Genomic DNA, 24,607 nt, shown 5'->3' with positions numbered 1-24,607 from the left:
GGACGTGATGGGCACGTTCGCCGAGGGCTGTACCGAAGGGGCGCACTGCATGCGCGAAGACGTGACGGACGGTCGGTCGAAGGGGATGAGTCGGGAAGAGCTTCTCGCCCTTCCCGTGGCTATTGACCTGGATACCAGTAACCGTGCTCTGGGGCTCGGGCGGAGCAAGGGGTACGAGTTGGCCAAGCGGGGTGAGTATCCGTGCAAGGTGCTGAGGCTGGGCAACGCCTACCGAGTGGTGACCGCGGATCTGCTTGATCTGCTGGGGCTGGCTGCGTGAAGGGGCGGCCGCGTAGCAAACGGTTCTGCGCTGAGCTGACACAGAAACGCTGGACTGTTGCCAGGGGTGGACGTACTGTCCCTGTTCCCCGGCCGTTGCCGACAGCCCACGAGAAACGGGTGAGCCCCCGGCGCGTCACCGCCGGAGGCCCAACACACTCCACCGCCCGCATCCCCGCGAACGACCCGCGCCCGCCGGGCCTGCATGCCCGGCGCCGCAGGAAGAGGAGCCGCCCAGTGCAACCTGAGACGCCCGCGTCCTATTCCGCGCCTAGTTCCGCCGACTGGCCGCCGGTCGCGGTGCCGGGCAGCGCTAGCCAGCGCGAACCCGAGAACACCGCGCCGGTCGAAGCCGCCGAGCTCTCGGACACGCCTCCGGATCCGGAGCCGACGCATGGCTCGGCGTTGCTGGATGAACTCCGAGCGCAGATAGCCAAGTTTGTGATCCTGCCCTCACCGGAGGCGCTGGATGCGGTCACGTTGTGGGTGGCGGCGACGCATTTGCAGCCCGCGTGGCAGCACGCGCCGCGTCTGGCGGTGGTGGGGCCGGCGAAGCGGTGCGGTAAGTCGCGGCTTCTGGACGTGCTGACCGAAACGGTCAACGAGCCGATGCTCACCATCAACACCACCCCGGCGGCGGTCTTCCGCTCGATCACCGAGGAGCCGCCCACGCTCCTGGTGGACGAGGCGGACACGATCTTCGGCACGCCGAAGCAGGCGGAGAAGAACGAGGAGATGCGCGGCCTGCTCAACGCAGGCCACCAGCGCAACCGCTACGTCACCCGGGTCGTCGGCAACGACCACACACCCCACCGGTTCGCCACCTTCGCCATGGCGGCCCTCGCGGGGATCGGCGACCTGCCTGACACGATCATGGACCGGTCCGTGGTCATCCGGATGCGGCGTCGGGCGGAGGGGGAGAGCGTCAAGCCCTTCCGCTCCCGCCGGGACATCCCAGGGCTCCATGATCTGCGGGACCGCATCGCCGCCTGGGCCAGGCCGCTGCTGAACGAGGCGGCGGATCTGGAGCCGGACATGCCAGTGGAGGACCGGGCTGCCGACACCTGGGAGCCCTTGATCATCGTGGCCGACCTCGCCGCCGGGTCCTGGCCCCGCCGTACCCGCGAGGCGTGTGCGGGGATGGTGGCTGCGGAGATCGAGGCGGAGGAGGACCAGCCCGGCGAGGCCCGGATCCTCGCCGACATCCGCAGGGTCTTCGTCGCCCAGCGCGAGGTCGACAGCCTCTCCACCGACGAGCTGCTGCACCACCTGCGGCAGAACGCCGAGAGCCCGTGGGCGGAATGGGGCCGCAACGGGCTGACCGCCCGCGAACTGGCGGCGATGCTGCGCCGGTACGACATCAAGCCCGGCAACGTCCGCCTCGCCGACGGAACCCAGCGCAAGGGCTACATGCGCAACAAGTTCCTCGACGCGTGGCGGCGCTACTGCCCCACCGTTCACTCAGTGAACGCCGAGCCAGCCCCCGCCTCGGGCTGAGCACCGCCTCCCCTGGTGACCGTCCCTGCCGTCCCGGCCGTGATGTCGCAGGTCAAACGCATGCGGCTGGGACGGAAACCGGGGGCAAGACGGCAACGCGATCATGAAGAACGCGCTGCCACCAACAGAACGCTGCCCTGATCCGTCTTGTGTCGTCCCGGGCGTCCTCGCCGTATCGCCGCAGGCCACAGCGCATGCGGCCGGGACGGTAAGACGGATGCGATCCGTCCACGGCCACCGAACCGCAGCTCCACTGCCCGTGCGTGCCCCAAGACGCGTCAACGCCGCCAGGACGGAACACCGGCCCTGCTGCCGTACCGGCCCTGACCTGCGCTTGCAACGGCCAAGACGGCAAAGACGGACCACGCCATCACCCCAGGAGAACCCCGCTTGACCATCCTCTCCACACCCACCCACCGGGACCATCGCCCTAACGAAGGGCGGCCGATGACGACCAAGCAGGCCGCCGAGCGGTACGCGCTCGTCGCGGCGGGAGTCGTCATTGTGGCGCTCACCGCCGGCGGGTTCTGGCTGTCGTACGCGCATCTCGCTCAGGTCGCCGGACAGCACGGTCTCAAGAGCTCCCCGGTCCGCCAGTGGGCCTGGCCGGCGACCCTGGACGCATTCATCGTCGCGGGCGAACTGCTCATGTTCCGCGCGGGCCTGCGCCGGATGACCGACGGCTGGGCCATCGTCCTCACCGCCACTGGATCGGTCGGCTCCATCGCGCTCAACGTGGCCGGGGTCAACGGCACAGGCAATGCAGGCACCGTGCCCATGCTCGACTACGTGGTCGCCGCGGTTCCCCCGACCGCCGCGCTGCTGGCCTTCGGCGTCCTGATGCGGCAGATCCACCAGCTCGTCGACCACTCGGACAACGCGCCCGTCCAGGCGCCGATACCACCGGTCACCGCGCCCGCCGAGCCACCGGCTGAGCCGGTCCGGCCCACTGAGCCTCCGGCCGTCGGATCCGTCCAGCCGACGGAACGACCGCCCGTGGTTTCGGAGAGCAAGCCGCGCGGTGGCCGTCCGCCAAAGGCCACGCTCGCGGAGCTCGTGGAGATCGGTCATATCGCCCTCGCTGAGCACGGCACGCTCAGCCGGTCCCTTCTCCGGAAGGCAGTTAAGGACAGGGAGTTGACGATCGGCAGTGAGCGGCAGACCGAGGTGATGGAGATCCTCCGGCCCGAAATAGAAGCCGCCGCCGAGACCGGTCCGGACAGCGGCTGACCGGAATCCCTGTGGGGTGACCGGAACCCCTTCCGGTCACCCCGGCCAGCGTCCCACTTGCAGCCGCTTATCCACACCTGTGGATGGCGCGCCGGCCACCAACACTCAGCCAGCCCTTCGCCGTCGACGCGCCTGCCCCGCCCCTTCTGGAGAACCGCCCGTGACACATGCCCCGCACCGCTCCGACCGCACTCCCGACGAGCCGCTGCCTCAAGAGAAGTCCCCTACGCTGACGGGGCGTTTGCGGCAGGCGTTCGGACAGGCAGCCCCTGGCGGAGCCAGTAGTACCGCGAGTCCGACTCAAGGCCGGACTTCGGGAGTCTCCGCCCCGGGGGTGGCGGAGACGGCCCAGCGCCAGGGGGCGCCGGACCAGAGGGTCGGAGCCGAGGGCGGCTCCGACCTGGACACGCTTCACTCCGTCCAGCGAGCCGTCCTGCGCCCCAAAGACAGCGCAGCCGTCGTCGTCGGCGAGCCTGCCGTGCAGAGCGTGCAGCCCACGATCCGCCGCTTCACCGGCACCAAGCGCAACGACCGTGTCGGCCCGCTGCGCTTCACCGGCGACCAACGAGCCCGTCTCCAGGAGGCCGCTGCCGAGCACGGCTACAAGGGCGACTCCGGCTTCGCCGCCGACATCGTCCTCGCCTTTATCACCGGCCGGTTCACCGCCAACCTGCCCCTGTCCGAGGACCGCCGCCGCACACACATGTTCCGTGCTCGTGTTCTGCGCCAGCTCAACCGGATCGGCGTCAACGTCAACCAGATCGCCCGCGCCCTCAACAGCGACCACACCCCACCCGAGATACGTCAGCGCCTCGACGAACTCCACCACCTGCTGGAGCTGATCGCCGAGGCCCTGCACCAGCCCGCCGACCCGGAGGAGGTCTGAACAGCGTGATCGCCGCCATCAAGCCCGCCGGGACCAACACCCGGGGCCTGCTCGCCTACCTCTACGGCCGCGGAACCCACGACGAGCACTTCGACCCGCACATCGTGGCCGGCTTCGCGATGCTCGGCATGCCCGACCCCGGCCGCGACGAGAACGCCACCCTCACCGAACTCGGCTGCTACCTCGACGAGCCGGTCTCCTTGCGCAACAGCGAGTTCGGCAAGCTGGTCACCGACCACGTCTGGCACTGCCCGGTCCGCGCCGCCCCAGAGGACCGCTACCTCTCCGACACCGAGTGGGCCGAGATCGCCCAGCGCATCGTCCAGGCCGCCGGCATCGCTCCGGCCGGTGACGACCTGGCCTGCCGCTGGATCGCCGTCCGCCACGCCGACGACCACATCCACATCCTCGCCACCACCGTCCGCGAAGACGGACGCCGCCCCAAGCTCCACGACAGCGGCATCCGCGTCGGCGACGCCTGCCGCGCGATCGAGAAGGACTACGGGCTGCGCCGCCTGAAGAAGGGCGACCGCACCGGCGCCCGCCGCCCTACCCAGGCCGAGATGCACAAGGCCGAACGCCTCGGCTGGGAACAGCCCAGCCCCGAGTGGCTCCAGGACCGCATCCGTGCCGCCATCCCCCACGTGACCAACGCCGAGGAATTCATCACCTACCTCGAAGCCGGCGGCATCGAGGTCCAGGTCCGGCGCGGCCCGTCAGGCGACCTCCTGGGATACGCAGTCGGCCGCCCCGGCGACGTCAACGAGGCCGGCGAGCAGATCTACCACCCCGGAAGCAAGATCTCCCCCGACCTCTCCCTGCCCAAAATCAAGGCCCGCCTCGAATCCAGCCGGCCCGAAGAACACCCCACCGCCCGCCGCAACCACCCAAACACCCCGTGGCACCAAGCCACCGACGCCCTCGACACCCTCCACACCGACCTCGCCGACGACACCCATGCCCAGGCCCACATCACCGCCCTCGGCGAACTGCTGGAAGCCACCGCCCAAAAGGCACCCGCCAATCTGCACGCCGAACTCCAGGCCGCCTCCAAGGCGTTCGCCCGGGCCCAGCGGTCCCAGATCCGGGCGGAAGACCGTGCCGCCCACGCCCTGCGCAGCGCGGCACGCGACATCGTCCACACCGCCACCGGCCCCGACGGCAGCGCACTGGCCGCCCTGATCGCAGCCCTCGTCTGGGCCGCCATCGTCGCCGGGCGCTGGCACGAAGCGAAGAACCACGCCCACCAGGCCGACGCCGCCCGCCAAGCCGTCCAGCACCTCCAGACAGCCGCCGACCGCGCTCTCGCCCCGACGCTCGCCGAACTCACAGCCCGGCCGCCCAAGGAGGAAGCCCGCCGCGTTCTGGCCAGCGACGTACGAGCAGCAGTCCCCGACCACGCCGAGCGCATCCTCGCCGACCCGGCCTGGCCCGCGCTCGCCACCGTCCTCGCCGACGCCGAAGCCCGCGGTCACCAACCCCACCAACTCCTCAAGGAAGCCGCTGCCCAGCGCGAACTGACCACCGCCCGCCAACCCGCCCGCGTCCTCATCACCCGCATTCAGCACACCGGCCGAAACCCAGCGCCAAACCGCCGCGCCGAAGCCGCCCGCCTGCAGTCGACCATGGCAGGCTCGACCCCCGCTCAGCAGACCGGAATCGGTCGGATCCCGGCGGTGACTTCATCGCCTACCGAACAGCAGCACCGACAGCGCCGGTAGACCTCCAGCGCTCCGTGTGCTCATCTGGCATGGCCAAGCCAGACTGATAGCCTCGCCATTCGTGGCGGCGAGGCCACCAGTCCCTACGACTTGTCCCCACCAGACAATTGGCAGGCCGCGCTCACCGCGCAATCGGGCTCTGCCCGACGTAGTCTGGGCAGAGGGACGTAGGCCGAACGGTACGGCCCGATCACCAACGCCATAGAGTGATTGGCGAGCCCTCGACTTAGTGATGACGAGTCAATTATCGCTCAGCTGGGATATATCCGTCCTTAGTCGCGCACTCTGGGGATCAGTCATGGACTCCAAGGACACTAGGCACGTTATTGCCGTAACCGGTGATCCGACGATTGACTGGGCTGTGATGCTGCCAGACCATCGGTGCCCAACGATGGAAGAACGCCTGAATTCAGTAGCCACTACCCACTGGCATTGGGGTGGTGCGCTCGGCCTCTGTCAACTTGTCCAAATGGCCGTTGGAAATAAGGCAAAAGTGCGCGGCCAGGAAATCTCCAAAGATATCCTCGATAAACCCTCAAGTCGCGACAATCGGTTCCATCACTCGTACAACATAGTACAATTCTTCCCGTTGCCGGAGAAGAAGAGTGAGGAAGTCGAACGGCGGGTGCGTGTGCGCGAGTTCCTCGGATTTCATGCACAGCACGACGGACTAGGTCCTCTTGATCAGCCAAAAGTCGATGACAATGAAGAGCTGTCTCTGCTCCTCATCGATGATGCAGGTTTCGGATTCGGAAACAGCGAAAATGTGCGTAAGTCCGTATTCGAGCTAGCCGGGAAAAATGATGATGCCTGGATAATCGTAAAACTCGGAACGCAGGTGCTAAAGGGGGATAGCGCCCTCTGGCAAGAGATTTCCAACTCCTTCGGGCATGAGAAGCGAATCATACCCATAGTGACAGCTGCGAGTCTGCGAGAAGTTGGCGCAGCAATAAGCCGTGGCCTTTCCTGGGAGCGTTCCACCCAAGATGTTCTAGCAGAGCTCAATCGAGCTACCAGCAGCCCACATGCAGCACTGAGGACTCTTGCTCAATACAAGAGGCTGGTGATCTCCTTTGGTCCCGCTGGCGCGTTCCTCGTGGACCGTACGGAAGGCCCCTCTCGGCACGTCTTGTATTTTCACCGGGAGTTCACGGAGGGAACTTGGGAGAAAAGTAACGATGGGGGCATGTTCGGATACACGCAAGCTCTTGCCGCCGCAATCGCACGTTCGCTGCTGAAGCGCGAGATGAAGTTGGACAGGTCGGGGGACGGGGCTGGGCTCAATGAAGCCGTCTCTGAGGGCGTTCACCTGGGTCTTTCCGCCATGCATGCGATCCGTGAGCTAGGTTTCCATTCCCAACCATTTGGTGAGTCAGAGAGCAGAAGGAAGCCAGGAAGGATGGAATTCTTCAACGGGTGCATGAGCAAGAAGTATAAGGCGAAGGATCAATTCGAAAGTGTCCGTGTCCCAGAGCCCAGACTAGGATCTGAGCTACCCACCTGGTCGATTCTGTCCCGATTTACGACCGCTGATTCATTGGAGACGAAGGCAGTGAGCGTCGCTTTGCAAGGACGTGACAAGCTGAAGGGGGTTCCCGTCGCCAAATTTAATAAACTCATCACGGCTGATTTGCATGAGATTGAAGGTCTGCGGATTGTGCAGAACCTAATACGCGAGTATATCGATGATCGAACGAAGACCAAGCCTCGCTCGATAGCGGTATTTGGCAGGCCAGGTGACGGGAAGTCATTCGCTGTTCGGGAAGTCGTCGAATCTCTGTATCCCGATCGGAAAGGCGGGCTAACCTTCAATGTCTCGCAGTTCGAATCTGTCGCCAGTCTGATCGCTGGGTTGCATCAAGTCAGGGATAGGGCTCTTGAGGGCGAAGCGCCCTTGGTCTTCTGGGATGAATTCGATTCAAACTACGATGGAACGCCATTGGGTTGGCTTCCGTACTTTCTGTCGCCCATGCAGGACGGCACTTTTCAGCAAGGTGAAATCGTTCATCCTGTTGGACGGGCAATCTTTGTCTTCGCCGGGGGAATCTTCCATCGTTACGCGGATTTTATGGAAAACGCCATCAAGGTCAAGGGTCATTCGAAGGCCGGCGATTTCGCCAGTCGTCTTCAGGGTTATCTAGATGTAGTTGGCCCCAACCCTGGACCCGATCAACATGAGGAAGAAGCAGGCTGGATGTTCCATCGTGCGCTCCTCCTCAACCACTTCCTCAATGACGCCGGCATAGGAAAAAGAGTCAACCGGGACAACGAAAAAGAGCTTGACGTCGACGAAGGCGTAGTCAGGGCTTTCCTCGGAGTCGGTGAGTATATTCATGGCGCGCGTTCCATGCACGCCATAGTGGACACAAGTCGACTGCACCGAGGGGGAAAATTCGGTCGGTCAAATCTTCCACATAAGACCCTGCTGGACCTCCATGTGAGTGGGGAGCAATTCCTCAAAATTGTTCGCGCAGTGCCGCCGACCGTCGGATAGCCTCCCGCCACGACTCCACACCCGACCGATTATCTGCTGCTGGCGGAGGCTGAGTCGGCAGCGCCGGACGCGGACTGAGCCGTGCCTCCGCAACTTCGGCTTCGCGCGGAAGGGCGGCGAGCGCTCCGGGCGGGTTCAGCTCCAGTTGTCGCGGTGGTCTTGCGCTAGCGGTCGTAGTCGCTCCACGGGGTAGGAAGGCCCAGCCGGAGCCAGGTGAGGTGTCCGACGAGGTAGGCCACGGGGGAGTGCGATGCTCGCCTCAGAGGGCCGGCCGAACACCCTCAGCACTATCCCTGCTTGGCGTGCTCCACGAATGCCGTCCAGGCGGTTCGCTGGACGGCCAGGATTCCCCGGTCGCGGGCCTTCGTGTCCCGAACCATCACGTGCTTCGGGTCGTTGTCGGCCACTTCAACGCAGTTCTCCGTCCCTGTGTAGGAGCTGGTACGCCAGTTCGGGGCCACGGGCTGCATGGTGCTCTCCTAGTCGCTCGGCATCTGATCGAAGTGGTGGATCGCTGTGAGGACGAGGTCTCGGACGGCGGGTCCGTAGACCGCTGACTGCTTCAAGAGGGCGAACGCCTTGGTGTACAGCTCGATTTCTCGCGGCTGGGTGACGGAGAACTCCGCCGAGTAGGTCTCGACGAGGACGAGCTTGTCGTCGAACATCGAGAAGGAGTTGCCGGGCCAGATGCCGACGGGTGCGGATCGGGGGATGATGCCCAGGCTCAGCCGGGGAAGGCGCATCACCGCCAGCAGGCGGTCGAGCTGCCCCTTCATCACCTCCGGGCCGCCGAAGTTGGTGTAGAGGGCCTGTTCGCCGAGCACCACGTTGAAGATCCGGTTGCCCCGATACAGGTACTGTTGCCGTTCGAGCCGCTTGGCCGTGGCGGCTTCCGCGTCGTCGGGGATCTCGTAGTAGTCGACGACCTGTCTGAACGTCTCGGCCGCGTAGTCCGCCGTCTGGAGGGTTCCCCACACCAGCGTCGGGTGCCAGATGCGGAAGACCTTGGTCTTGGCGTAGACCGGCAGGGCCTTGCGCTGCCGTCGTTCCGCCCCGGTCTGCAGCTGCCGGCGCCACTCCAGCCACAGCTCGTCGATGTGCCGCACCGTGGCTATCAAGTCATCTACGTGCTCTTGCCTGTTGGTCTTGATGCACCAGACACGGATGTCGTCTTCGCTGGGGTTCTGCTTGCCGTTCTCCAGCCGAGAGACCTTGGACTCCGCCCAACCGGTGGCCACGGCGAATGCCCGGCCGCTCGCGAACCCCGCGTCCTTCCGGAATCCGCGCAGCCGGGCACCCAGCGCCTCGCGTGCTTCTTGAGCTTGGTTATTCACTGATGGTCAGGGCTTGTACTCGGCGTGTGGGATGGCGGCGGCCCAGAGGATGTCACGTACGCGGACGCACTCGGCCACGGTGTCCGGGTCCTCGACGATTTCCGACCCCAGCACTCGACCCTCGAGGTCGAAGTGGCCGACGGCGAGGAGACGGTCGTCGAACAGCCACCAGTCGTTGCTGTCGACCGGGAACGTGATGCCCTCTGGCAGCTGGTGCCGCGGAAGCCATCGGATGTCCTCGCCGGCCTCCAGGTTGAGGTGGGTCAACGAGTGTTCCCAGCCGACGTATTGGGAGTGCGGTTCCGTGATGACCCGGACGCGCCTGACGGTCTTCCCTTCGCCCGTCACGCGCTTCATCAGCCTCATCCAAGGGTCGAGCCACGCGTAGTCGTCCGGCTCGCCCCGCTGCCACCGTGCGTAGGGCGTGTCCTCGACGGGAGACCCGTAGTCGTCCCTCAGCTCCAGGTGGAAGGCGTCGCGTTCGAAGCTGTTGAACAGCTCGTCACGCTGGGCTGGGGTGATCAGGTCCACCGTTCTCCTCCAGTAGGGCCGTGATCGAGGACTTGGGGACCTCGATGCAGGTCTCATAGTCGGGCATCCGCATCTGACTCAGCGCCTCGGGATCGTGCATTTCCGGCCCCTGCAGGATGCATGTGCCCTGTTCTGTGACGATCATGATCGGGGCGGTGAAGCGCTTGATCTCGCCGGTCTCGTGCTCATCCTTCGTGAGGTGCTCGAACAGCTCCGGCGGCACCTCGATCACCGTCTGGCCCTTCGGCACGTCGAGCCGCATGAGCAAGTCGTTCGCGAACACCTTCCAGCCTTGAATGACGTAGCTGTCCTGGTCACTGGCGTACAGGGTGGGGCTGTCTCCGGGGGTGGAGTTCTTACCAAGGAACCGTAGCTTCACGGCTGCTCTCCCGTCCGCTGCCTTGCGCCGGTTTGCGCGACATGACGATGGTCTGGGAGGTGCTCTGCCCCGTCAATCGACTTGCTGCAAACTCGCGCAATCTCCTTGGGGGTTGAGAGACAGCCGTCCTACGGTCATCTCCAAACCCGAGCAACCAAGGGAAGCCGGCGGACGCGCCTGAGGTGCGGCGCCGAGAGCAACCTTCCTGCCCGTGACGTGCGGAGGACAGCGATGGCTCTTGCCTTGCAGAGTGCAACCGCTCCCGAGGCGACGTGCGGGAGATTACGGAGCGCTTCCGGCGGCATAGCCAGTGCTGTTCCGCCGCAGGGAAGGGTTCCGCAGGTACACGGTCCGGGGAGAGACATGGACCAGCCAGTTCGCTTCGTCGTCTCCTGCACCCGAGCACCGCAGCGAGTAGGGCAGCTGCGCCGCATCAGTGCCGCTCACCTCCGGCTGTGGGGGATCGGCTCCTGCATCGACACGGCCAACCTGCTCAGCAGCGAGTTGGTCACCAACGCCATCCGATACGGCGAGACGGAGGACGTCAGCTTCTCCGTCTCGTACTGGCGGGGCGAGGTCCGCATCGAGGTGGCTGACGGAACTCCGGGCCGGCCTCAGGTGAAGAGACCGGCCGACGACGAGGAGAGCGGTCGCGGCATGCTGATCGTCGACGCCCTCGCCGAGGACTGGGGGAGCAGCGAGGACGGCACCCTCACGTGGTGCACCATCGCAGTACCGGAACCGGTGGTGCCCAAGTCGGGGTTCTGGTGCGAGTGGCGCCAGGAGGACGGCAAGCAGCTCGCCCTCGCGGCCATCCCCACGCCGGACCGCGCGATCCGTTGGGCTCGCATCCAGATGCGCGTCATCGCCTCGGCCATCGACGCGTCAGTGGTTGGCTACGTCTGGGACTGGCTGTCCGACGGATGGCGCGAGCCTGCCGAAGCCTTGAAGAACGGCGAGGAGTTCACGCTGCCCCTCTCGGCCGGCCCGTACAAGTTCGTCTGGCATGCCCGTCCGGTGCGCTTCGTGCCCCTGGTCGGCGGAACTCCTCTGCCTCACCTCGCGGAGGAGGGGCCGGAATGGGACTGAAGCCCGCCGAGCTGTGGAGCCGGTTCGACTGGCAAGGAGGGAACTGCTTCAGGTGCGAGCGGACCGGACTTCCCGTGACGGAGATCGGCGATATCACCGTGGCAGGCGAGACCTTCGCCCTCCAAGCCTGCCAGTGGTGCGTGTTCAGGCTCGAACAGCTCCACTACACGATGAGTGAGCGAGCCGTACGCCAACAGCGCCCCCGGACGCCCGCGCCCGCACCGCCTCGCCCCATCACCCAGTGGCCCACCAGCGCGCCACTCGACAGACCGCCCGCCCATGTCGCGTAGCTGGGCAGCCGCGCCATGGGCGGGCCCTCGCCCCCCGTCCCTGCCGTTCGAACTGGAGGCTCCCCCAAGACCTCAGAAGGACGGGTCGCGGCAGGGACGGGGCCGCCCCGACCACGAGAAGAAGAGAGGTGCCTTGGCAACCGAAGAACAGAAACCACAGGAACTTGACGACGACGAGCTGTTCGACCTCATCGGCGCGGTAGGCGCCGGGATCGGCGTCGCCAAGGACGAAGGGCTCCCCTCAGCCGCCCGTCAGGTCGGCACCGACGCTGCGGAGGACGCCGCAGCCAAGCTCGCGGACCTCAAGCACCTGGGGCAGACGTAGAGCCGCGCGCCCACCCAGACCCCCGTCGGCAGGCACCAATCCGCATATCTCTCCGTGCCTGCCGACGGGCACATTGCGCCACCCGACGACGAAACGAGGGACTGATGAGCGTCACCGCGCCACCCGCCCGAACTCATGGAGCCACAAGCCCGCTCCGCAGCCGTCCGGCCGTTCGCCGCTTCCTCGAAGGCCCGCCGCTCGACCCTGCCGACCTGTCCTTGGTCTTACTGGTCACCGAGGAGGAGGCCGACCGCGCTATGCCGACTCTCACGGTCGCGCAGCTCCCGGCAGTGATGCGCCAGGCCAAGCAGCTCGGCATTCGCTCCGTCAAGATCTTCGCGGAGTCCACCCAGCGTGACGCCGCCGGCGAGTTCTCCGTCGTTCCGGATGCCCTGATGGCCCGCGCGGTGCGGACGGCGAAGGACGCGGAAGCCGAGATCGCCGTCATGACGGAGACCTGCCTGTGTTCGTACACCGACACCGGCTTCTGCTACGTCACCGACGGGCACGGGCGCCCGGACATCGCTGCCACCATCGACGTGACGTCCCGGCAGGCCGTCACGCACGCGGCGGCGGGAGCCGACATCGTGGGGCCGGCCTCCATGGTCGTCGGGACCACCAAGGGCGCCCGCGAGGCGCTGAACGCGGCAGGGCACGAGAGTGTGTCGATCATGCCGCACGTCATCTTCTGGAGCAGTCTCTACGACGGCTTCCGGCTCACGATGGGCGCCACCCCGCAGGCGGGCTCCGACCGCGAGTTCCAGATCAACCCCGGCAAGCCCGAGCAGTTCATCGACACCGCTCTTCAGCTCGTCGGCGACGGCGCGGACATGCTCCTGCTCGAACCCGCGATGTTCAGCGCCGACGTGCTCACCGAGCTCAAGAAGCGCACGCTGGCACCTCTCTTCCCGTTCTCGGTCTCGGGCGAATACACCACCCTCTCGCACATGGACACCGCAACCGGCAAGCGGGACGTGCGCCGGCTGGTGGAACTCTTCACCATGCTGAAGCGAGGAGGGGCGGAGGCCAGCATCACGTACGCGGCTCTGGACATCGCCCGCTACCTCAACGGCTGACCGCGGATTCGCCCCGAATCGCGTCAAGGATGGAACGCGCGCCCTGGTCGATCAGCTCCTCGGCCAGGGCCGCACCGAGCTTCTCCGGCTCGCCGACCGTGCCGGACAGCGTGCCCTCAACCCTCCGGGCGCCGTCCAACGACGTGACCTGAGCGAAGAGCGACAAGGACCCGTCCGGCCTGGTTTCGGCGTACGCGCCCACGGGCACGCTGCATCCGCCGTGCAGTTCGGCGAGCAAGGCCCGTTCCGCCCGCACCTGCGCGTCAACGGCCGTATCCCCGACGCTGGACAGGATTTCCTGGAGTTCAGTGCTGTTCTGGCGGACCTGAATGCCCAGCGCACCCTGTCCAGGAGAGGGCGGGAAGAGATCCAGAGGCAGCAGTTCACCAATCTCCTCGTCGAGGCCCAGGCGCCGAAGCCCAGCCGCTGCCAAGACCACGGCGTCGAGACCCATGGTCTCAATCTTCTTCAGGCGAGGCGGGACGTTCCCCCGGATCGGAATGATTTCGAGGTCCGGGCGGACAGCCAGGAGCTGGGCAATTCGCCGAGGGGCACCAGTTCCAACCTTCGCCCCTTTCCGCAAGCCGGACAGAGTGCTCCCGCAGAGGGCATCCCGCACATCCTCACGGCCGGGGGATGGCAATAGGATCAGGCCGGGCGGGTTCGCGGTCGGCAGGTCTTTGAGCGAGTGGATTACGACATCCACGTCCCCCCTGCTCAGGGCGGCTTCTTGCTCTGAACTGAATGCACTACCACCGCTAGTCGCCGACACGTCGGACAGCCGAGACTTCCGGTCCTTGTCGCCGCCTTCGAGAATGACTCGGTGCGTGAAAATGATCCCTGGAAATCGCTCGCGAAGTGGGGCGAGATATTCCCGCACTTGGACCTTAGCCAGATTGCTTGCGCGCGAACCGACCAGGTACGTCTTCACGGCGATCAACTCCTGACAGGCGATAGACTGCCAAGCCATGGTAGTCCTTGCGTAGTTGTACTTTTCCCGACCATTCGTCGGGAAAAGTACGGTCAACCGACCTGGCCTGGCACTTTCGTTCTCCCAGATCTTTTACCGAGGTCGGGGCTTATCCGGCATCAGCCAATTGCTGCTCCGCTCCACCTCTCCGCATCGACCTGGGGCATCTCACCGCAGGCAGGATCGAGAGCGCCCAGGTCGGTGGACCCCTGGTTAACGCGGGACAGCGCGGACATGCCGCAGTGGCGGCCATCCCCGCCATACGGCCCGTCAGGCCGCGGCGGCCACCGGCGAGGAGTGCTCAATGCCGTCCAGCCACTCGATCAACGCCGACCTGGGCAACCGCCTCGCCGCCCACACGCCGACGAGGCGGTCACAGCCTCGTCCCAGACCTCGAATTTGATCGAGGGCATGCCCTCCGACCGCACCCGCGAGTCGATCACGTCCCTGCGGTCGACCCTCTCCGTCTACCAACGCCGCAAAGTGCCGGGCCGGCGAACTCGCCCGCGCGGAAGCGAAGCTCTGGCCCAGGCTGCCCACCAAGGGCCCAACGAAGGGACACCGCACGCAGCCGGGCGACGACGTGGCTCAACGGACAACCGACGGTCGGCCCAAGACCCTCAAGCCTGCCCTCGAATCGATGCCCGCCGGGGTGGGGACGGGGACCTCGACGGGAGGGTCAGCCGGGCCAGGTGCCGGCCAGGCGGCGGGTGGTGGTGGCGCCACCGCGGTCGACAGCGGCTTTGACGCCTGCGAAGATCGCGCCCTGCAGGACGGCTGCCGACAGAACCTCGCGCCAGGTGCGGTGTTCGTCGGTGGCGTCCGGGGCGTCTTCCTCGTGACCAAGCTGTTTCCAGACCTGCTTGAACAACGCGCCGGCCAGGACACCACTGAGGGCGCCCATGGCCACGCCGACCGGCTTGTAGGCGATCTTCGCGGCTTTCATCGGTGCCTCCTCGAGCGGCGGATGAGCAGCAGCGCGATGACCGCGCCCACCGCGGCGAGCAGTGGGGTGCGGTTGGCCCGCGCCGCCCGCATGCCTCGACCGGCCTTCTCGCGCACCGGTTCCGGGGCCTTCTCCCGGGCCAGCTCTCCGACGTGGACGGCCTTGTCGCGGACGTGCTCTGTGGCTGCGGCGGCCTTGGCGCGCACCGGCTCCGGCGTCCTGTCCTGTACCGCGTGGGCCGCGTGCGTCGTCTTGTCCCGCAGCTGGGTCCTGACCTGTGTGGTCTTCTCGGCGACCTGCTGCCTGACGGCGACCGTCTTCTCCTGGGTGCGGGTCTTGACGTCGGTCTTCGCCGCGAGCGCCTCGACGGTCTCGCCGAGTTCCTCACGGGTCGCCTCGACCTGCTCACGCAGTTCCTGCGGGGTGGGCGTCGCCTCATCGCCCGTCTGCGGCTTGTCGTCGGTCATCGTCGGGCCCTCTCCTTGATCTCGGCCACATCGGCCTTCACGCTGTCCATCGCTTCTTCCGGGGCGGCCGGGGATGCCTTGCTGACCTGGCCCTTGCCGAGAGCCGCCATCAGCCCGGCAATGCAGGCCAGCGCACCGGTGACGATCAGTGCCGCCGCCCACACATCCAGCACGAGCGACAGCGCGGCGATCGCGGTGGCCGACAGTGCCTGCAGGGTGAGGACACCGAACAGACCGGCGCCGCCGAACAGACCGCCGCCCTTGCCGAAGCGCTTGCCCTTCTCGGTCATCTCCGCCTGGGCCAGGCGCATCTCATCGCGGACCAGCTGAGACAACTGCTGCGTGGCACGCTGGACCAGCTCGCCCACCGGTTCCTGCGCTCCGCTGCCCGTGCGGGGAGAGCCATCTGCTGTCATGGGTGCTCACCTGTCCTTCGAAGGCGTTTACGGCAGGCCCGGTGAGGAGTCGGCTTTCGTCGTGCTCGGCAGTGGCCATGGTCCGCCTGCGAGTGGCGAACAGTCGGCGATCTCTCCTTCCACCAGCTGATCGGGGGTCCGAGTACCCCGGCAGCGACACATAACCGCCTGTCAGAGCACACGCCGCAGCAGATGCGGTGCGGCTCGCACCGGGGGAACCACGGCCAGCCCGATCGCGCCGCCGGCGGCCACGTCGGCGGGGTAGTGGGCACCGCTGTGGATCCGCTCTGCGGCCACCATCACCGCCGACACCCCGCAAGCGGCACCGGCAGCCGGCCACACCGTTGCGACGGCTCCGGCGAAGGCGAAGGCGGCTGCCGTGTGCCCGGAGGGAAAGGAGGAGCTGTCCGGGCGGTCTCGAAGCTCTCGTGGCGGGACCCATTCCTGCGGCGGGCGACGCCGCCGGTACAGCTGCTTGGCGACCGCATTCGACAGCACCTGAGCCGTTGCCATGGCCGTCACCCCGGCGGCGGCGGCCGTGCGGCCGCGCCACCCGCCGAAGGCGGCCAGCACTCCGGCCGACGCCCACCACAGCTTGGTGTGCTCGGCCGCTTCCTTCACCGCGGGCGTGACTCGCCGCACCCAGGGCGGACCTCCCGCGATCGCCCGCCTGGCCAGCCGGCGATCGCCGGCGCGCAGACCCGCCATTACTCCCATGACCAGCGACTCCCCGTTCACGGCGCTCTCCACCGGAACGTGCTCGAATGGGCTTTCACCGGCCACCCGAGCGCCGTTGGGAGTTCTCCGGGGGGCACTCGAACGGGCGGCAGCGGCGATGAACCCTCCGCTCAGGGTTCAAGACGGCGGCGGTCCTCCTCGTCCCACTTCCGGGTGTCGCGCGGCTGGACGTACGGCTCCTCCTCGGCCGGGTGACCGCCGGCGACGGCGCGCTGTCGGGCCAGCTCCGCGTCGAACTCCAGGCCCAACAGGATCGCCAGATTCGTGATCCACAGCCACACCAGGAAGATGATCACGCCGGCGAAGGTGCCGTAGGTCTTGTTGTACGAGGCGAAGTTCGCCACGTACACCGCGAACCCGGCCGAGGCGATCAGCCAGATCACCAGGGCCAGGAAACTGCCCGGCGTGATCCAGCGGAAGCCGCGGATCCTCGCGTTCGGCGTCGCCCCGTACAGGATCGCGATCATGATCGTGACCAGGACCGCCAGCACCGGCCACTTCGCGATCGACCACACCGTCAGCGCCGTGTCGCCGACCCCCAGCGCCGCGCCGATCTCCCGGGCCAGGCTGCCGGTGAACACGACGATCACCGCGCTGACCACGGCCAGGACCATCAGAACCACCGTCACGCCGACACGGACGGGCAGCACCCTCCACACCGGGCGGCCCTCCGGGACGTCGTAGACCGCGTTCGCGCTCCTGATGAACGCGGCGACATAGCCGGAGGCCGACCACACCGCGAGCAACAGACCCACGATCGCCATGACCGAGCCGAGCCCCGCGTTGCCCTGCATCTGCTGCACCGCGTTGCGCAGGACATCCCGCGCAGCCCCCGGGGCCAGGTTCTGGATGTTGTCCAGCACCTGCTGCGACGCCGACTGTCCGACGACCCCGAGCAGCGAGATCAGCGCCAGCAGGGCCGGGAACAGCGCCAGGATCCCGTAGTAGGTCAGCGCTGCGGCCCGGTCGGTCAGCTCGTCCCGCTTGAACTCCTTCAAGGTGCCTTTCAGCACTGCCTTCCAGGAGTTCTTGGGCAGGTCCGTCGGAGTGTCCGGCGCCTGCTGCTCCACCTGCTCGTCCGGCCCGGCCTCGGGTGCCCGCGCGGTCTCGGCCTTCTGGCCGGTCGCACCGTGCCCGCCGTGCCTTCCATGGCGTTTCGCCGTCCGTACCATTCCGCACGAGTATCCGGCTGGCCATCGCCCATACCTGCATTCGCGACATACCAGGGCAAGAAGTGTGTTTTGTGATGTTTCGTGAGGTTAGTCGGGTCGGGAGACCAACAGAGAGGCGATCGTAATGATCACCCGAGAGCAGATCCCGACCATATTGCACCGCCCGGTCTACGACACCGACGGCAACAAGATCGGCGACGCGAAGCACGTGTTCATCGATGATGCGACCACCCAGCCGGATTGGGTCAGCATCAAGACCGGCCTGTTCGGCACGAGCGAGTCCTTCGCACCGATCTCCGATGCCAGCCTGGTCGAGGGCTACCTGGAAGTCCCGTACACCAAGGACACGGTCAAGGACGCCCCCAAGGTCGACGTCGACGCCGGCGGGCACCTGTCCGGAGAGGAAGAGCACCGCCTGTACGAGCACTACGGCATCGACTGGGACGCCGCCTGGCAGCGGGCCAACCAGCCACAGCCCGGCCCTGGCCGCGAGGCCAGAGGCACGGATGACGCGATGACCCGCTCCGAGGAGCAGATGCACGTCGGTACCGAACGCTACGAGGCCGGCCGGGCGCGACTGCGCAAGTACGTCGTCACCGAAGAAGTCCAGCAGACCGTCCCCGTACGTCATGAGGAGGTTCGCGTCGAACGCGAACCGATCACCGACGCCAACCGCGACGCCGCCACGGCCGGCCCGGACATCAGCGAAGGCGAGCACGAAGTGACCCTGCACGCCGAGCGCCCCGTGACGCAGACCGAGACAGAGCCAGTCGAGCGAGTCCGGCTCACCACCGACGAGCAAACCGAGCAGGAGACCGTCACCGGAAAGGTCCGCAAGGAGAAGATCGAAGCCGACGTTCCTGACGAGGACGACAAGCGCCGGCGGTGAACGGTCTTCCGGGCTGGCTCGAGCCGACGCCGACCACCCGGGGCCGCCGCTGCGGCACTCGCGGATTGGCCCCTGGGCGTCCACAGAGCGCAGTGCAACGGAGGACGCCGAGGTGGTGAGAACCACCCCTTGTAGAAGTCCGCGATCCAGGTCGCGATCCTGATCCGGGCCTCGGTGCGGGTGGCGAAGGCGTGCCGGTGGACGTACTCGACCTTGAGTGGAGCAGCGTCATCTCGACTGCCTCACCCGCGTCGACCACAGGCTCTCCCAGCACTACGAGACGATGCTGGAGGCGTTCTCCCCGGACTGGGAGGACAGGGACCTGTTCCCGAGCCTGAACCACTGAACACACCGCCGTCCCGGCGTGAAGGGGAAGGGCTCGAAACGCTGAGTGGTCGGTAGCTCGCCGTCAGGGCATGTACGAGTCACAGCCGCTGCCGACCAGGCTGGGGCGGCGAAGGTGCGTCGTCCTTGCGGAGCAAAGCTGCTGCTCAACGGCCCACCGTGCGTGAGCGATGCGTGAGCGGATGATGTGGCACAGCCCATCACGGCGCGGACTCAGCAGGGTGCACCACCTGTCCTGACCAGGTGGTTCCGGACCCCGAAGCAGCGTCCGGAACCACCCAGCAAGATCACGCCAGGACTTTTAATCCATTGGTTGTGGGTTCGAGTCCCACACGGCCTACGGTGCGGGTGACGAGGTACTCCCTCTGACCTGCCACGCAGCGTCCGGACCGGCTCCAGCCGGCTCGGACGCTGCGGCGTTTCAGGCCGGGATCGGGGATTGGCAGATCTGTTCCACCCCCGCGAAGGAAAACCCCACCCATGAGGGCCGGGCCTGTCAAGGGTCGTAGACCTCGGCAGCCGCGAAGTCCTGCGCCGGGATCCGTACCTCACGGCACGAGCGCACGGCTGAGCCGTGGATGCGGATGGCCCGCCCGCGCCGCGCACCCGGGCCGGCCGCTCTGCCGGCCGAGTGAACAGCCCTCACGACGTCAGTCCGGCCTCATCACAAGCCGCCTTGATCCTCGGCGTGCAGATCTGGTCGATCGTGTACAAGCCGTCCTTGACGACGGTGTCCTCGATGTTGTCCCGGGTCACGGCAACCGCGGGGAGTACGACGGCCGGGATGTCCTTGGTGGTGGCGTTGTCGACCCGGTCATTGGCGATCGGGTCGAGGCTCTCGCCGCGGCCCAGGGCGAGGGCCATCTCGGCGGCCGCGGCGGCTTGGTTCGTGTAGGACTTGTAGACGGTCATGTACTGCTCTCCGGTGACGATGCGCTGGATGGCCGAGACCAGAGCGTCCTGACCGGTGACCGGTGGCAACGGGTCGATGCGGGCGGCCTTGAGGGCGGAGATGACGCCGGAGGCGAGCCAGTCGTTGGCGGCGTAGACACCGTCGATGCTGTCGGCGCCGAGGGTGGAGATGGCGTTCTTCATGTTCTGGTTGGCGGTCGAGATCTCCCACCCGGGTGTGTCGTAGGCCTTGGCGATCTCGACCTCGCCCTCGAGGACGGAGAGCGCGCCCTGCTTGAACGCGTCCGATTCCGGGTTGATGGGGTCGCCGTTCATCATGACGATCTGGCTGTCGCGAGCCCTGTCGCCCAGCGCCTCCAGGAGTGCCCTGCCCTGGAGCTCGCCGATGTCGTGGGGGTCGAAGGAGACGTAGGCCGAGATCGGGCCCTCCGCGAGGTGGTCGTAGGCGACGACCGGGATGTCCGCCGCGTGGGCGTCTCTGATCGAAGAGCGGATCGCCTCGGCGTGGACGGAAGCGAGGATCAGGACATCGACCCCCTTGGCGATCATCGCCTCCGTTTGCTGGCCCTGGGTGGCCGCGTTCAGCCGGGCGTCGGCGTACTCCACCGTGCAGTCGGCGCACAGGTCCTTGATCTTCTGCTCGATCAGGGGTTTGTCGAACTGCTCCCAGCGGGTGGTTCCGCCGTAGCCCGGGAGCAGGAGCCCTATCGTCAGGGTCCTGCCCGAGCCGCCGGATTCACCGGATGCGCCGGACACCCCACAGGCGGCGAGACCGATGGCCAGTGACACAGCTGTCACGACGCCGACAACACCACGTATACGGGTACGCATCTCCCGGCCTCCTACTACCCCCCTGCGAGTCCACCACGGGAGTGGCTCGAGGGCCACCGGAGGCCGACAGGACACCCGCTGCCTTGGAGTGGTGCGCAGCGGTCCCGTGCACAGTGCGCCTATCCGAAAGTCGCCCCTGCCTATGCCTTATGAAGCCCTCCTGCTGCGACTTTCGTACTGTAGACACACGAGTTTGGCTGAACATAAAATCATCTTCCTGTGCACGGGCAATCCCAGATGTACGAGCAATCCCCGACGTGACATCTTATGGAAGGTGTTAATTGCATGGATTCGCGTCGCCTACTTCGGCGCTCTCTCCGTGAGCAATCCATAACCCGTGTGGTCGGAGTGCACAATGCTCTCGGCGCAAGGGTGGTTGAGCGCACCGGATTCGATGGAGTATGGGTTTCGGGCTTGGAGGTTTCCGCCAGTTTCGGCCTTCCGGACGTGGGGTTGCTGACGATGACCGAACTTCTCGGAAGTTCTCATTACGTCAGCGACGCGGTCTCGATTCCTGTCATCGTCGACTGTGACACGGGGTTCGGCGACGAGATAAACGTCGCGCGGCTCGTACGGGAAGCGGCGCGATCCGGTGTCGCGGCGGTCTGTATCGAGGACAAGGTATTTCCCAAGCGAAACAGCTTCATGTCGGTGGACCAGCAGTTGATCGACCCCGACGCCTTCTGCAGGAAACTGCACGCGGGCCAGAAGGCCGCGGTACGCGACGACGTCCTGCTGGTGGCGAGGACGGAGGCGCTGGTCGCAGGACGTGGCGTCGACGAGGCGCTGCGCAGGGCGGAAAAATATGCCGAGGCCGGTGCCGACGCCATCCTCGTGCATTCGAAGGACAGAAACCCGGACCAGGTCATGGAGTTTCTCCGGTTATGGCAGCGGCGGGCGCCTGTGGTCGTCGTACCCACCACGTACCACGAGGTATCTGCCAAGGAACTGGAGAGAGAGGGCGCCAGCATGGTGATTTACGCGAATCACGGGCTGCGGTCGGCGGTACAGGCCGTGGGTGAAACGCTGGCCGCGATCCGGGATTCCGGGTCCACGTCGCTGGTGGAGGACAGGATCGCGCCCGTGAAGGAGATTTTCGAACTGCAGGGAACCGACTCCTGGCTGAGCTTCCAGCAGTGAGGAGGCCGGGAGGAACGGCGGTGGCCGCTGTCGGAGAGTTACGGGTCGCTCGCGGCCTGCCCGACGACTGGTCCCGCGTGGCCGGCGGCGCCTCCGGCACCGCACGGCCCCATTGGATTTCCCTGGACAGTGACCGGTTTCCGGGCCCACTGCTCAGCTTCACCTTCTCCGGAATTCCGGGAGACGAGGTCGCCCTGTGCGGCACGGTGATCGAGACGGCCCCCGCCAATCGGCGGATCGACCCGTTCGCCGTTCTGTCGGGAGCGGCCGTCGGGGACGGGCTCGGCAGTGCCGGCCTCCACCCCTGGAACGGACGGAGCGCCGAGGCGGCGTATCCGGCCGGACTGATCATGTTCCCGCGGTACGAGAGTTTTCCCGTGGGGCCCGGGGCGGGAAGCCGGCAGGCGCTGCGCCGCATGGTGGACGCGCTGGTCGAGTGGGGCGCCGGGGCCGGACTGCGGACCCTGTCCTTTCTGTACCTCACCCGCGAAGCCGAGCCGCTCGTCCGCGTACTGGGCGAGAAGGGGTTCACCGTCATGCCCCTGACGTCCTCGTGGGAGCTGCCGGTGGAGTGGGACGACCTCTCCGGGTATCTGGCGCGGCTGCCGAGGAAACGCCGGTCGGTCGTCCGGCGCGAAATGCGGGAGCTGACCGCCCGCGGGATCGATGTCGGTGAGCGCGAGCTGAGTGCCTGCGCGCCCCGGCTCGCGGCCCTGCGCTGCGGCCTGGTGGAGAAATACGGCGGCACCGCCGACTTCGAGCGGGAGATGAGCAGGCTGCGCCGCGTCGAGTCGCTCTTCGGCGCCGACGACATCACGGTGGTGGCAGCGCAGAGGGAGCAAGAGGTGGTCGGGTTCACGCTGCTGCTGCGGGACGGCGGTGTGTGGACCGCGTACCTCACCGGGGCCGACCAGTCCGCCGGGACCGCGCGGCTGGCCTACTTCGCGACGTCGTACTACTGGCCGGCCGAACGGGCTCCCCGGCTCGGGATCCGGCTCATCGCCTACGGGCCCGGCTCGGGACAGGCCAAGCGGCTGAGGGGCTGCCGGGCCGGTGAACTGCGGGCGGCCGGGCTGTGGCTGGGGGAGGGGGAGCGTTGACGGATCTGACGGGTACGCAGCCGCCCTGGCCCGACGCGGCGCTGCGGTTGTGGCAGGACAGCGTCCGCCGGGCCTCGGCCGAGGCGTCCGTGTGGCGCACCCCCGCACCGCGGGGAGACGAGGGACTGCGTGCGGAGATCGGCTCGCGGTTCGGGCAGCGGCCGGAGCAGATCACCATCACCGCGGGCGTGCGGGCAGCCGCCCTGACCTACGCCCGGCTGTTCCCGGTCATCCACGTCGAACGCCCTACCTTCCCCGGCGTGCTCCACGTGCTCGGGCGCGCGGGAGCGCGGGTCGAGGAGCGAACCTGGCGGGAACTGCCGGCGGTACCGCCGGCGGGTGCGGTGTGGGTGACGTCCCCCGGCCGGAATCCGGACGGCGCCACCCTGGACGCCGCCCTGCGGGAGCACCTCGCCCGGCGCGCGGCCGAAGGCGGGCGCGTCGTCGTCAACGGCGCCTACCTGTGGTTCGACCCCGGGTTCCGGAAGGTGCCGAACGCCGACTTCCTGGGCTCGTTCCACAAGATCGCCGGCCATGGGTGCCGCCTGGGCTGGGTGTGCGGCCCCTCCTATTTCGAGGAGGCGGTGCCCGAACTGCTGGGCACCACGCCTTCCCCCGTGTGGCAGCGGGCGTGGGCGCTGTTCGCCGCCGAAGGCGGCCTGGACGTCCTCGTCGCGCACACGGTGGACAACGCCCGCAAGGCGGCCGAGGCCTTCCATGCCGAGGCCGCCTCCCGAGGCGCGGCCGGGGAGCCGCAGGCGGCACCGTCGGCCCCTCACGTTCTCCTGCGCCTCGCCCCTGGGGTGAGTGAGCGGCGGGCGCTGTCCCTGCTGGAGGCGCGTGGTTTCACACTCAGCCCTGGTGAGAGCTTCCGCACCGGTGCCCCGGCGCTTCGGGCCAGTTTCCTGGGCGCGTCCTGCGACGAGGCGGTCCGCCTCGCCAGGCTGGTGACGAGCACGGACATCTTCGACGGAAGGATCGAGTAGGCATGCCGCTTCAGAAGGTCTTCATCGCCGCCGACGGCGAGACGAAGGTGGAGGAGGACGTGACGCTGGAGGCCGCCGGCCGGGCGGCTGTCGACTTCTACGAGCGCATCGGCGGAGAGCGGTTCTTCCGCAGGCTGGCCGCGGCCTTCTACAAGCGGGTCGCCGAGGACGACCTGCTCTCTCCGCTCTTCGACGGAGAGTGGGAGAGCCACATCCGGCGCCTGTCCCACTACTTCGTCAAGCTCTACGGGGAGCCCGACCTGCAGTCGGCCTGGGAACCACACGTGCTGGCCGCGCACACCCACTTCGTCGTCACCAACGACCAGCGGCTGCGGTGGCTGGAGCTGATGAGGGCGGCGGGCGAGGACATCGGCACCCCGGAGGACCTTCTCGCGGACTTCATCGGCGTCATGACCATCGCCAGCCTCGACATGACCGCGTGCTCCCGCGGCGCGGCCATCGCCCGCGGGCAGCGGATCGACCGCCACGGCAACGTCCTGTCGGGGCCGGGCGAGGACGCCGTGCCGGACGGCACCGACCGGACCCCTCAGGGCTGACAGGGGG

Annotated in this window: 27 protein-coding genes; 16 read left to right on the top strand and 11 right to left on the bottom strand. The window is 67.1% G+C overall.

The window, feature by feature from the left end; genetic code table 11:
* The first annotated feature begins 49 nt into the window (after positions 1-49).
* The 6 genes from Q4V64_RS24730 (at position 50) to Q4V64_RS24705 (ending at position 8,107) form a co-directional block, all read left to right on the top strand.
* Positions 50-280 carry a hypothetical protein gene (locus Q4V64_RS24730; protein WP_124440924.1) on the top strand — a complete coding sequence of 77 codons (231 nt, stop codon included), beginning with the start codon at positions 50-52 and terminating at the stop codon, positions 278-280.
* A 236-nt stretch (positions 281-516) separates the two neighbouring features.
* Complete coding sequence (locus tag Q4V64_RS24725; protein ID WP_124440925.1) at positions 517-1,776, top strand: DUF3631 domain-containing protein; 1,260 nt, start codon at positions 517-519, stop codon at positions 1,774-1,776.
* 447 nt (positions 1,777-2,223) lie between these two features.
* Complete coding sequence (locus Q4V64_RS24720; RefSeq protein WP_253267036.1) at positions 2,224-3,006, top strand: DUF2637 domain-containing protein; 783 nt, start codon at positions 2,224-2,226, stop codon at positions 3,004-3,006.
* 334 nt (positions 3,007-3,340) lie between these two features.
* Complete coding sequence (locus tag Q4V64_RS24715) at positions 3,341-3,892, top strand: MobC family plasmid mobilization relaxosome protein (protein WP_124440927.1); 552 nt, start codon at positions 3,341-3,343, stop codon at positions 3,890-3,892.
* A gap of 5 nt (positions 3,893-3,897) precedes the next feature.
* Positions 3,898-5,613, top strand: a complete 1,716-nt coding sequence (locus Q4V64_RS24710; protein ID WP_124440928.1) for a relaxase/mobilization nuclease domain-containing protein — start codon at positions 3,898-3,900, stop codon at positions 5,611-5,613.
* A gap of 298 nt (positions 5,614-5,911) precedes the next feature.
* Entirely contained in the window at positions 5,912-8,107 is a 2,196-nt protein-coding gene (locus Q4V64_RS24705) for a hypothetical protein (RefSeq protein WP_124440929.1), read from the top strand.
* 287 nt (positions 8,108-8,394) lie between these two features.
* Here Q4V64_RS24705 and Q4V64_RS24700 read toward each other — a convergent pair whose 3' ends face one another.
* Genes Q4V64_RS24700 through Q4V64_RS24685 form a run of 4 tightly spaced genes read right to left on the bottom strand, consistent with a single transcriptional unit; the run spans position 8,395 to position 10,351 of the window.
* Positions 8,395-8,577, bottom strand: coding sequence for a DUF397 domain-containing protein (locus Q4V64_RS24700; RefSeq protein WP_124440930.1), 183 nt, complete (start codon positions 8,575-8,577; stop codon positions 8,395-8,397).
* Between the two features lie 9 nt (positions 8,578-8,586).
* Positions 8,587-9,441 carry a helix-turn-helix transcriptional regulator gene (locus Q4V64_RS24695; RefSeq protein WP_172629253.1) on the bottom strand — a complete coding sequence of 285 codons (855 nt, stop codon included), beginning with the start codon at positions 9,439-9,441 and terminating at the stop codon, positions 8,587-8,589.
* Positions 9,442-9,447: 6 nt separating this feature from the next.
* Positions 9,448-9,972 carry a DUF6879 family protein gene (locus Q4V64_RS24690; protein WP_124440931.1) on the bottom strand — a complete coding sequence of 175 codons (525 nt, stop codon included), beginning with the start codon at positions 9,970-9,972 and terminating at the stop codon, positions 9,448-9,450.
* Positions 9,944-10,351: a hypothetical protein gene (locus Q4V64_RS24685; protein WP_124440932.1), complete on the bottom strand. Its 408-nt coding sequence runs from the start codon at positions 10,349-10,351 to the stop codon at positions 9,944-9,946. Before Q4V64_RS24685 ends, Q4V64_RS24690 begins: the two co-directional genes overlap by 29 nt.
* Before the next feature lie 363 nt (positions 10,352-10,714).
* On the opposite strand from Q4V64_RS24685, the gene Q4V64_RS24680 reads away from it, so the two are divergent.
* The 4 genes from Q4V64_RS24680 to Q4V64_RS24665 all read left to right on the top strand — a co-directional run bounded on the left by Q4V64_RS24680 (position 10,715) and on the right by Q4V64_RS24665 (position 13,131).
* The gene (locus Q4V64_RS24680) at positions 10,715-11,440 is read left to right on the top strand and encodes an ATP-binding protein (RefSeq protein WP_124440933.1); all 726 of its coding nucleotides are present in this window, start codon (positions 10,715-10,717) and stop codon (positions 11,438-11,440) included.
* Positions 11,431-11,730 (top strand): hypothetical protein, encoded by a 300-nt coding sequence (locus tag Q4V64_RS24675; protein WP_124440934.1) that lies wholly within the window; start codon positions 11,431-11,433, stop codon positions 11,728-11,730. The genes Q4V64_RS24680 and Q4V64_RS24675 overlap by 10 nt, the downstream gene beginning before the upstream one ends.
* Positions 11,731-11,863: 133 nt before the next feature.
* Positions 11,864-12,055, top strand: coding sequence for a hypothetical protein (locus Q4V64_RS24670; protein ID WP_124440935.1), 192 nt, complete (start codon positions 11,864-11,866; stop codon positions 12,053-12,055).
* 104 nt (positions 12,056-12,159) lie between these two features.
* Positions 12,160-13,131: a hypothetical protein gene (locus tag Q4V64_RS24665; RefSeq protein WP_124440936.1), complete on the top strand. Its 972-nt coding sequence runs from the start codon at positions 12,160-12,162 to the stop codon at positions 13,129-13,131.
* On the opposite strand, the gene hemC is transcribed toward Q4V64_RS24665, so the two are convergent.
* The 6 genes from hemC to Q4V64_RS24635 all read right to left on the bottom strand — a co-directional run bounded on the left by hemC (position 13,121) and on the right by Q4V64_RS24635 (position 17,840).
* Entirely contained in the window at positions 13,121-14,062 is a 942-nt protein-coding gene (gene hemC, locus Q4V64_RS24660; protein WP_124440937.1) for a hydroxymethylbilane synthase, read from the bottom strand. The two genes, Q4V64_RS24665 and hemC, sit on opposite strands and share 11 nt — an antisense overlap.
* Before the next feature lie 718 nt (positions 14,063-14,780).
* Positions 14,781-15,047, bottom strand: a complete 267-nt coding sequence (locus Q4V64_RS24655) for a DUF4235 domain-containing protein (RefSeq protein WP_124440938.1) — start codon at positions 15,045-15,047, stop codon at positions 14,781-14,783.
* The gene (locus Q4V64_RS24650) at positions 15,044-15,514 is read right to left on the bottom strand and encodes a DUF3618 domain-containing protein (RefSeq protein ID WP_124440939.1); all 471 of its coding nucleotides are present in this window, start codon (positions 15,512-15,514) and stop codon (positions 15,044-15,046) included. The genes Q4V64_RS24655 and Q4V64_RS24650 overlap by 4 nt, the downstream gene beginning before the upstream one ends.
* Positions 15,511-15,930 carry a phage holin family protein gene (locus Q4V64_RS24645; protein WP_124440940.1) on the bottom strand — a complete coding sequence of 140 codons (420 nt, stop codon included), beginning with the start codon at positions 15,928-15,930 and terminating at the stop codon, positions 15,511-15,513. Before Q4V64_RS24645 ends, Q4V64_RS24650 begins: the two co-directional genes overlap by 4 nt.
* Before the next feature lie 171 nt (positions 15,931-16,101).
* Positions 16,102-16,668 carry a phosphatase PAP2 family protein gene (locus Q4V64_RS24640; protein WP_253267037.1) on the bottom strand — a complete coding sequence of 189 codons (567 nt, stop codon included), beginning with the start codon at positions 16,666-16,668 and terminating at the stop codon, positions 16,102-16,104.
* A 110-nt stretch (positions 16,669-16,778) separates the two neighbouring features.
* A complete protein-coding gene (locus Q4V64_RS24635) occupies positions 16,779-17,840 on the bottom strand; it encodes a YihY/virulence factor BrkB family protein (protein ID WP_124440941.1) in 1,062 nt (353 codons plus the stop codon).
* A 124-nt stretch (positions 17,841-17,964) separates the two neighbouring features.
* Between Q4V64_RS24635 and Q4V64_RS24630 the strand changes: the two genes are divergently transcribed.
* Both Q4V64_RS24630 and Q4V64_RS24625 read left to right on the top strand, forming a co-directional pair.
* Positions 17,965-18,729: a PRC and DUF2382 domain-containing protein gene (locus tag Q4V64_RS24630; protein WP_124440942.1), complete on the top strand. Its 765-nt coding sequence runs from the start codon at positions 17,965-17,967 to the stop codon at positions 18,727-18,729.
* 217 nt (positions 18,730-18,946) lie between these two features.
* Positions 18,947-19,075 carry a hypothetical protein gene (locus Q4V64_RS24625; RefSeq protein WP_301184528.1) on the top strand — a complete coding sequence of 43 codons (129 nt, stop codon included), beginning with the start codon at positions 18,947-18,949 and terminating at the stop codon, positions 19,073-19,075.
* 641 nt (positions 19,076-19,716) lie between these two features.
* Here Q4V64_RS24625 and Q4V64_RS24620 read toward each other — a convergent pair.
* Positions 19,717-20,817: a substrate-binding domain-containing protein gene (locus Q4V64_RS24620; RefSeq protein ID WP_124440943.1), complete on the bottom strand. Its 1,101-nt coding sequence runs from the start codon at positions 20,815-20,817 to the stop codon at positions 19,717-19,719.
* A 267-nt stretch (positions 20,818-21,084) separates the two neighbouring features.
* On the opposite strand from Q4V64_RS24620, the gene Q4V64_RS24615 reads away from it, so the two are divergent.
* Genes Q4V64_RS24615 through Q4V64_RS24600 form a run of 4 tightly spaced genes read left to right on the top strand, consistent with a single transcriptional unit; the run spans position 21,085 to position 24,600 of the window.
* On the top strand, positions 21,085-21,957 hold the full coding sequence (locus Q4V64_RS24615; RefSeq protein ID WP_348540807.1) for an isocitrate lyase/phosphoenolpyruvate mutase family protein: 873 nt from the start codon (positions 21,085-21,087) through the stop codon (positions 21,955-21,957).
* Positions 21,958-21,977: 20 nt separating this feature from the next.
* Positions 21,978-23,057 (top strand): GNAT family N-acetyltransferase, encoded by a 1,080-nt coding sequence (locus tag Q4V64_RS24610; RefSeq protein WP_124440945.1) that lies wholly within the window; start codon positions 21,978-21,980, stop codon positions 23,055-23,057.
* Complete coding sequence (locus tag Q4V64_RS24605; protein WP_124440946.1) at positions 23,054-24,043, top strand: hypothetical protein; 990 nt, start codon at positions 23,054-23,056, stop codon at positions 24,041-24,043. The genes Q4V64_RS24610 and Q4V64_RS24605 overlap by 4 nt, the downstream gene beginning before the upstream one ends.
* 2 nt (positions 24,044-24,045) lie before the next feature.
* Positions 24,046-24,600, top strand: a complete 555-nt coding sequence (locus Q4V64_RS24600) for a hypothetical protein (RefSeq protein ID WP_124440947.1) — start codon at positions 24,046-24,048, stop codon at positions 24,598-24,600.
* Positions 24,601-24,607 lie beyond the last annotated feature (7 nt).

The organism is Streptomyces sp. NL15-2K (assembly GCF_030551255.1).
Lineage (GTDB): Bacteria > Actinomycetota > Actinomycetes > Streptomycetales > Streptomycetaceae > Streptomyces.
Note: the sequence above shows the minus strand (reverse complement) of the source record. Positions and strands in the feature narration are given on the sequence as shown.

Coding starts and splice junctions, on each gene's coding strand:
- Q4V64_RS24730 (WP_124440924.1), top strand. CDS start 50: ATGCGCGAAGACGTGACGGACGGTCGGTCGAAGGGGATGAGTCGGGAA.
- Q4V64_RS24720 (WP_253267036.1), top strand. CDS start 2,224: ATGACGACCAAGCAGGCCGCCGAGCGGTACGCGCTCGTCGCGGCGGGA.
- Q4V64_RS24705 (WP_124440929.1), top strand. CDS start 5,912: ATGGACTCCAAGGACACTAGGCACGTTATTGCCGTAACCGGTGATCCG.
- Q4V64_RS24700 (WP_124440930.1), bottom strand. CDS start 8,577: ATGCAGCCCGTGGCCCCGAACTGGCGTACCAGCTCCTACACAGGGACG.
- Q4V64_RS24680 (WP_124440933.1), top strand. CDS start 10,715: ATGGACCAGCCAGTTCGCTTCGTCGTCTCCTGCACCCGAGCACCGCAG.
- Q4V64_RS24675 (WP_124440934.1), top strand. CDS start 11,431: ATGGGACTGAAGCCCGCCGAGCTGTGGAGCCGGTTCGACTGGCAAGGA.
- Q4V64_RS24665 (WP_124440936.1), top strand. CDS start 12,160: ATGAGCGTCACCGCGCCACCCGCCCGAACTCATGGAGCCACAAGCCCG.
- Q4V64_RS24655 (WP_124440938.1), bottom strand. CDS start 15,047: ATGAAAGCCGCGAAGATCGCCTACAAGCCGGTCGGCGTGGCCATGGGC.
- Q4V64_RS24650 (WP_124440939.1), bottom strand. CDS start 15,514: ATGACCGACGACAAGCCGCAGACGGGCGATGAGGCGACGCCCACCCCG.
- Q4V64_RS24645 (WP_124440940.1), bottom strand. CDS start 15,930: ATGACAGCAGATGGCTCTCCCCGCACGGGCAGCGGAGCGCAGGAACCG.
- Q4V64_RS24635 (WP_124440941.1), bottom strand. CDS start 17,840: ATGGTACGGACGGCGAAACGCCATGGAAGGCACGGCGGGCACGGTGCG.
- Q4V64_RS24630 (WP_124440942.1), top strand. CDS start 17,965: ATGATCACCCGAGAGCAGATCCCGACCATATTGCACCGCCCGGTCTAC.
- Q4V64_RS24620 (WP_124440943.1), bottom strand. CDS start 20,817: ATGCGTACCCGTATACGTGGTGTTGTCGGCGTCGTGACAGCTGTGTCA.
- Q4V64_RS24615 (WP_348540807.1), top strand. CDS start 21,085: ATGGAAGGTGTTAATTGCATGGATTCGCGTCGCCTACTTCGGCGCTCT.
- Q4V64_RS24600 (WP_124440947.1), top strand. CDS start 24,046: ATGCCGCTTCAGAAGGTCTTCATCGCCGCCGACGGCGAGACGAAGGTG.